Annotated in this window: 4 protein-coding genes; all 4 read right to left on the reverse strand. The window is 43.5% G+C overall.

Annotated features, from left to right (window positions below; all coding sequences use genetic code 11):
• Positions 1–152 precede the first annotated feature (152 nt).
• The 4 genes from ACT3RN_RS14330 to ACT3RN_RS14345 all read right to left on the reverse strand — a co-directional run bounded on the left by ACT3RN_RS14330 (position 153) and on the right by ACT3RN_RS14345 (position 5,105).
• Positions 153–701 (reverse strand): hypothetical protein, encoded by a 549-nt coding sequence (locus tag ACT3RN_RS14330; protein ID WP_192519053.1) that lies wholly within the window; start codon positions 699–701, stop codon positions 153–155.
• Between the two features lie 129 nt (positions 702–830).
• Positions 831–1,259 (reverse strand): hypothetical protein, encoded by a 429-nt coding sequence (locus ACT3RN_RS14335; RefSeq protein WP_192519052.1) that lies wholly within the window; start codon positions 1,257–1,259, stop codon positions 831–833.
• 339 nt (positions 1,260–1,598) lie between these two features.
• A complete protein-coding gene (locus tag ACT3RN_RS14340) occupies positions 1,599–4,094 on the reverse strand; it encodes a YgiQ family radical SAM protein (RefSeq protein WP_442069718.1) in 2,496 nt (831 codons plus the stop codon).
• Positions 4,095–4,331: 237 nt separating this feature from the next.
• On the reverse strand, positions 4,332–5,105 hold the full coding sequence (locus ACT3RN_RS14345) for a hypothetical protein (RefSeq protein WP_413038444.1): 774 nt from the start codon (positions 5,103–5,105) through the stop codon (positions 4,332–4,334).
• Positions 5,106–5,449 lie beyond the last annotated feature (344 nt).

A 5,449-nucleotide genomic window follows, 5' to 3' on the forward strand; every position in this document is an offset into this window, starting at 1 on the left:
GTGAAGTTTGTCTTGGTAAACTTACTTTAGCAATTTTGGGCTTCTTTTTTTATCTTTTTTTTGAGCGCTTATCCCGAACTGGGGTTAGTTATAAAGATGATGGACAGGTATCTGATACGTCTTATATGAATGACTAATGTCAATCTTAACCTCTACTCAGCCATCTCTCCATGCCCTTCAACATCACTTTTCTTACCATCAGGTTTGATCTCAATCGGCAATACCAGCCCTTTCGCAAAATCATCAGACAACACATAATCGTAGCTGCTAGCAGCGACATCAGGCGTAGTATGAATGATAAGCGTCATGTCCTCGCCATCGGTTAGCTCATGTGAGACATAGGTCTCGCTTAGCTGATCCAATATTTTGGACAGTGCTTCATTGCTGGCCATACTTACCGTCAGGTTATGTTGAGCGGTAGCAGTGTCCACTTTGAAAAAATCTGCATAATCGCGCACATTTTTACTATCGATGGCAAATGGATATTTGTAGCTAGTCATCTCAGCAGCTGCTTCATCGCTTGCGACTAGAGACCAGTCAACAGTGTTACTCGCAGTCGTTGCTGCATCTTGTGTAGTGGTCGCTGCCGTTTCAGAGTTTGGTTCGGTCGTCTCAGTACTTTTGTCACACCCTGTCAAACCCATTAGTACCAATACACTTGCAGTAGCGATTACTTTCATACTCATCAGACGCTTAGCCATCGATATATCCTTTATACGGTTAATCATAAATCACTTTATAGTGCTGCTAAAATAATAAAACTCAAAAAAACAGCCACCATATGATGACTGATGAACGTTTATCATCGCTCTTTGTGTATGACGCTGTTATTAGATTTGGCAGCTTACGTGGTATTCCGTACCATCGGCCCATTTAATGGCAAAGATACCTTTGTCTTCTTTCATATGCCATGCGTAGACCGCGTCTGGGCTTGAGTCATTGACATAGCTGGCGACATGATCTTGCGCTTCACCATTTAAGATAACTGGCTGTGACGCCCATTTTACTTTAGGCAATGTCACGTTCAGCATGACTTGTTTTTTATTGATAGATTGTTTTGCCGTGATGATGCTGTCATCCGTACAAGTATAAGGCGCTGGTGCCATACGATCGTAAGCGGCACTAGGCATAGTCTCTGATGTAGGTGTGTCTGACTCAGGCACGTCTGATGTATTTGGAGTAGTCGGAGCAGTAGTCGCACAAGCGCTTAATAGGGCGAGGGCAGGTAGAGCTGCGACAATTTTAGTAAGGGTATTCATGGTTTTCTCCAAAGATATAGACGGTATCATGTAATTATATTTAAGTATGCGTTAAGCTTATAGCTATATAGTACCCAAAACGAACCTAGGGAAATGTTAGAAATTGTTTGTTACATGTTTGCTTTGTCACACAATCGCTGACTAATGTAATGTCTCATTTTGAGTGTGTTGGAAGACAATTAAAATAGTGGATGATACGGGCTAAAAGTGATCTCTCACACATAAAAAAGCGCCTATCGACATATGAATCGATAGGCGCTTTTTTGTTTCATTGAGCATTATTAAAACAAGGTAGCTAAGGTATGCTCATGGGTGCGAGCGCATCTTAACTACCTATAATCATTTGGTTTTGCGCGGTGGCAGACCCGTATGCTGGGTTTGAAAGTTGCCTTTATTGACACGTTTCTTAGCGTTTTTACTGACTGTGTTTTTACCCGCAGCCCCTTTTTTAGCAGCTGCTTTATTGCTTGAAGAACCGTTACTACGTTTGACCGAATCATTACCCAAGCGACTGTTTTTCTTGCGTGCTGATTGATAACTGTCTTGAGCGGCATCACGTCCTTCTAGATGGGCATTAAATGGCGGAATCAAGCAACCACGATTTTTACCAATCAAATCACTACGGCCCATGTCTTGTAAGGCTTTACGTAGCATTACCCAGTTTTTTGGATCATGATAGCGCAAAAACGCTTTATGCAGTTTACGCTGCTTGCCAGATTTGACAATATCCATGTCACCTTCAGCACGGCTCACTTTATGTAATGGATCTTTGTGCGTATGGTACATGGTAGTCGCTGTCGCCATTGGACTAGGATAAAATGCCTGTACTTGGTCAGCGCGGTAGCCATGGCTTTTTAGCCAAAGCGCAAGGTTCATCATGTCTTCATCTTTGGTGCCGGGATGCGCCGCGATGAAATAAGGAATCAGGTATTGCTCTTTGCCAGCTTCTTGGCTGTACTGCTCAAACATGGCTTTGAATTTATCGTATGAGCCCATACCCGGCTTCATCATTTTTGATAATACGTTGTCTTCTGAATGTTCTGGGGCAATCTTTAGATAACCACCGACATGATGGCTGACCAACTCTTTGACGTATTCAGGGTCTTTTACTGCCAAGTCATAACGCAGTCCAGAGGCAATAAGAATCTTTTTCACACCTTTAATATCACGCGCTTTGCGATATAGCTTAGTCAAATTACTGTGGTCAGTAATTAGGTTTTCGCAGACGTCAGGATAGACACAAGACGGCTTACGGCAGTTCTTTTCAATCGTCTCATCTTTACAGTTTAGACGATACATATTGGCAGTTGGACCACCAAGGTCAGATATCACACCAGTGAAGTTAGGCGCAGTATCACGGATAGCTTCGACTTCACGCAGGATTGAGTCTTCTGAGCGGTTTTGGATAATACGACCTTCGTGCTCAGTGATTGAGCAGAACGTACAACCGCCGAAACAGCCGCGCATAATATTGACCGAAAACTTAATCATGTCATAAGCAGGGATACGCGCACCACCATAGCTTGGATGCGGCAGACGTGCATAAGGCAGATCGAACACATAATCCATCTCTTCGGTCGAGAGTGGCACTGGTGGTGGATTCAGCCACACATCGATTGAAGTATGCGAGTTACCCGCACCGCTACTATGACGCTGCACGAGCGCACGGGCATTACCAGGATTGGTCTCAAGGTGCAGGATACGGTTGGCATGAGCATAAAGCACTGGGTCAGATTTGACGTGTTCATAATCAGGCAGACGAATGACAGTTTGCTCACGTGGCGGCATTTTTAGCTTATGCTTGCGCGCCGTCATCGGCTTATTATTTCTTCCTTTGGCAGTATCAAAGCCGCGCATTTGCACTACTTGGGTATCGGTGTCTACTTGCTCTGCGTTGATGACTTTTTGGGTGACAGGCTCGGCCACAAAGCCTTGATACTGTGATGACATGGATGACATAGACGACGGCATGGCCTGCCCAACGGGCGAGTCGCTTGGTTTTTCTTGCTCAATTGAGCACTGATCGACATCTTCTGTCATCACATAAGGATTAATAATCGGATCCACACGACCGACTGTATCGACATCATTACTGGCGACTTCTGTCATACCTTTTTGCCAATGGCGGCGTGTCGGCGTCAACAGGTACGACGTACCACGCAGCTTACTCATTTGCTCAAAGCTATAGCCTTTTGCCAAGCCATGTACCACATCGACGATGGCGCGCTCAGCATTACCATATAATAAAACATCGGCACGCGCATCCATTAAGATACTACGGCGTACTTTATCTGACCAGTAATCATAATGAGCGATGCGGCGTAGGCTGCCTTCGATACCACCTAAGATGATAGGCACATCAGGATAGGCTTCGCGGCAGCGCTGGCTATAGACGATAGCGGCACGGTCAGGACGTTTATTGGCGACATTACCTGGAGAGTAGGCGTCATCGCTACGAATCTTGCGATCGGCTGTATAGCGGTTGATCATGCTGTCCATGTTGCCTGCGGTCACGCCATAAGCATAAACAGGTTTGCCCAATTCCATAAAGGCGTCTTTGCTCTTCCAGTCTGGCTGGGCAATGATACCCACGCGAAACCCTTGCGACTCTAGCAGACGTCCAATGATCGCCATGCCAAAGCTTGGGTGATCGACATAAGCGTCACCTGAAACGATAATGACATCACAGGCATCCCAGCCTAGATCGTCCATTTCTTTGCGACTCATAGGCAGATATGGTGCAGGCTCGTAGCAGCTCGCCCAGTGTTTGTCGTAATCGTAAAGAGGTTTTGTGCCTTGTTTAAAGGCGGTGCGGGCGATGGTATCAGCTGACATGGGCGGACCTGTTGAATAGAAAATGGTACTAAAAAAAGCCGTTATTTATTAAAAATATTAACGGCTTATTTAAAAGTGCTCATTTTAACATGAATTCAACTCATGATGTCATAACGATTAGCGATAAGTCATTGATAGCGTAAGATAATCTATAAAAAAAGGCTTCCAAATTTTTAGAAACCTTTTTTATTTAACCCGTTATTCTTGATGTACCCTGTCATAAGTACAGAAAACTAACTACTCTAATAGCTGAAGTGGGAAAGTAACCACGTCAAACGCTAGGGCAAAGGGTAGCAATACGAGCTTTTGCGCCGTGTTTGCACCGCTACTAGACACATGGCTTTGCGTGGTTTCTGAATAAAAGCTCACCATATAAGGCTTAGATAAAGCGCGATAATTTGACTGAATCATGCTCAAATTACTGACTTGCGGATAGATAGCGCCTTTGACAGGGACGCTAAAACAAAAGCGTTGAGCATTGATGCGTTTGTCACTGGCTGAGGTACATTCTGTACCACCATTCTGTAAAAAGAACTGATAATCAGAACGTTTAAATTCGTCTTTTAACTTGGCATAAGAGAGCTTCATCTCTCCTTGGAAATACCCATCGTTGTTCGGCACATAAAAGTTCATATCGTTATCGACTTGGATGTTTTTAGGCGTCAAGCTACCTAGTAAGCTGATCATCTCTGTCCCACCTTGGCTCAGCACATAGCTGTTTTTCTCACCAACGATAACCATGGATGCATTTGGCATTTTTGGCAACGCTTGCGCAGGACGACCAAAAGCGATGATTTGATCTTCAGACAATACATTTTTTGTGGTACTCGTACTGCTATAACTGTCTTTTTCCAATAATGAGCTGGTGGCGCAGCCCGATGTTACGAGCAATGCTGCCAATGAAACACTCATAATTACTGTTTTGGTATTGAATTTAGTTGATAGTGCAGTAGTGCGCTTGTTGCTAGTGCTTTTTGGTTTGTCTGAAGGTGTGCCTTTATGCTGAGTCATGCTTTGGTTCCTTGTCTAAGATAAGTGACTATCATCAATCCTTTATAAATTGGATACGGTATCAGCTTTGCTGAGTCTACTATGTGTAGTGCTTGCACTCAGCTTTCTTGTTTCTTGTACCCAAATTATATTGAAATAGCTATATAAAATGTTTGGTTAGTGTTTATTATCAAACTTACGTTGATATATTACATGGTTTGGATATAACTTATCTACTCATCATTGAGATTCAATGATAAAAACAAGCACCTTATGGATATGTAACTCATCTGAGTATCACACCTTGAGTGCGCTAAAAATAGCTAAGATTTAACCAAAATGTATCAAGCAACTTACTAATATCT

It is taken from the genome of Psychrobacter sp. AOP5-GZ1-6, assembly GCF_052376345.1.
In the GTDB taxonomy this organism is placed as follows: Bacteria; Pseudomonadota; Gammaproteobacteria; order Pseudomonadales; family Moraxellaceae; genus Psychrobacter.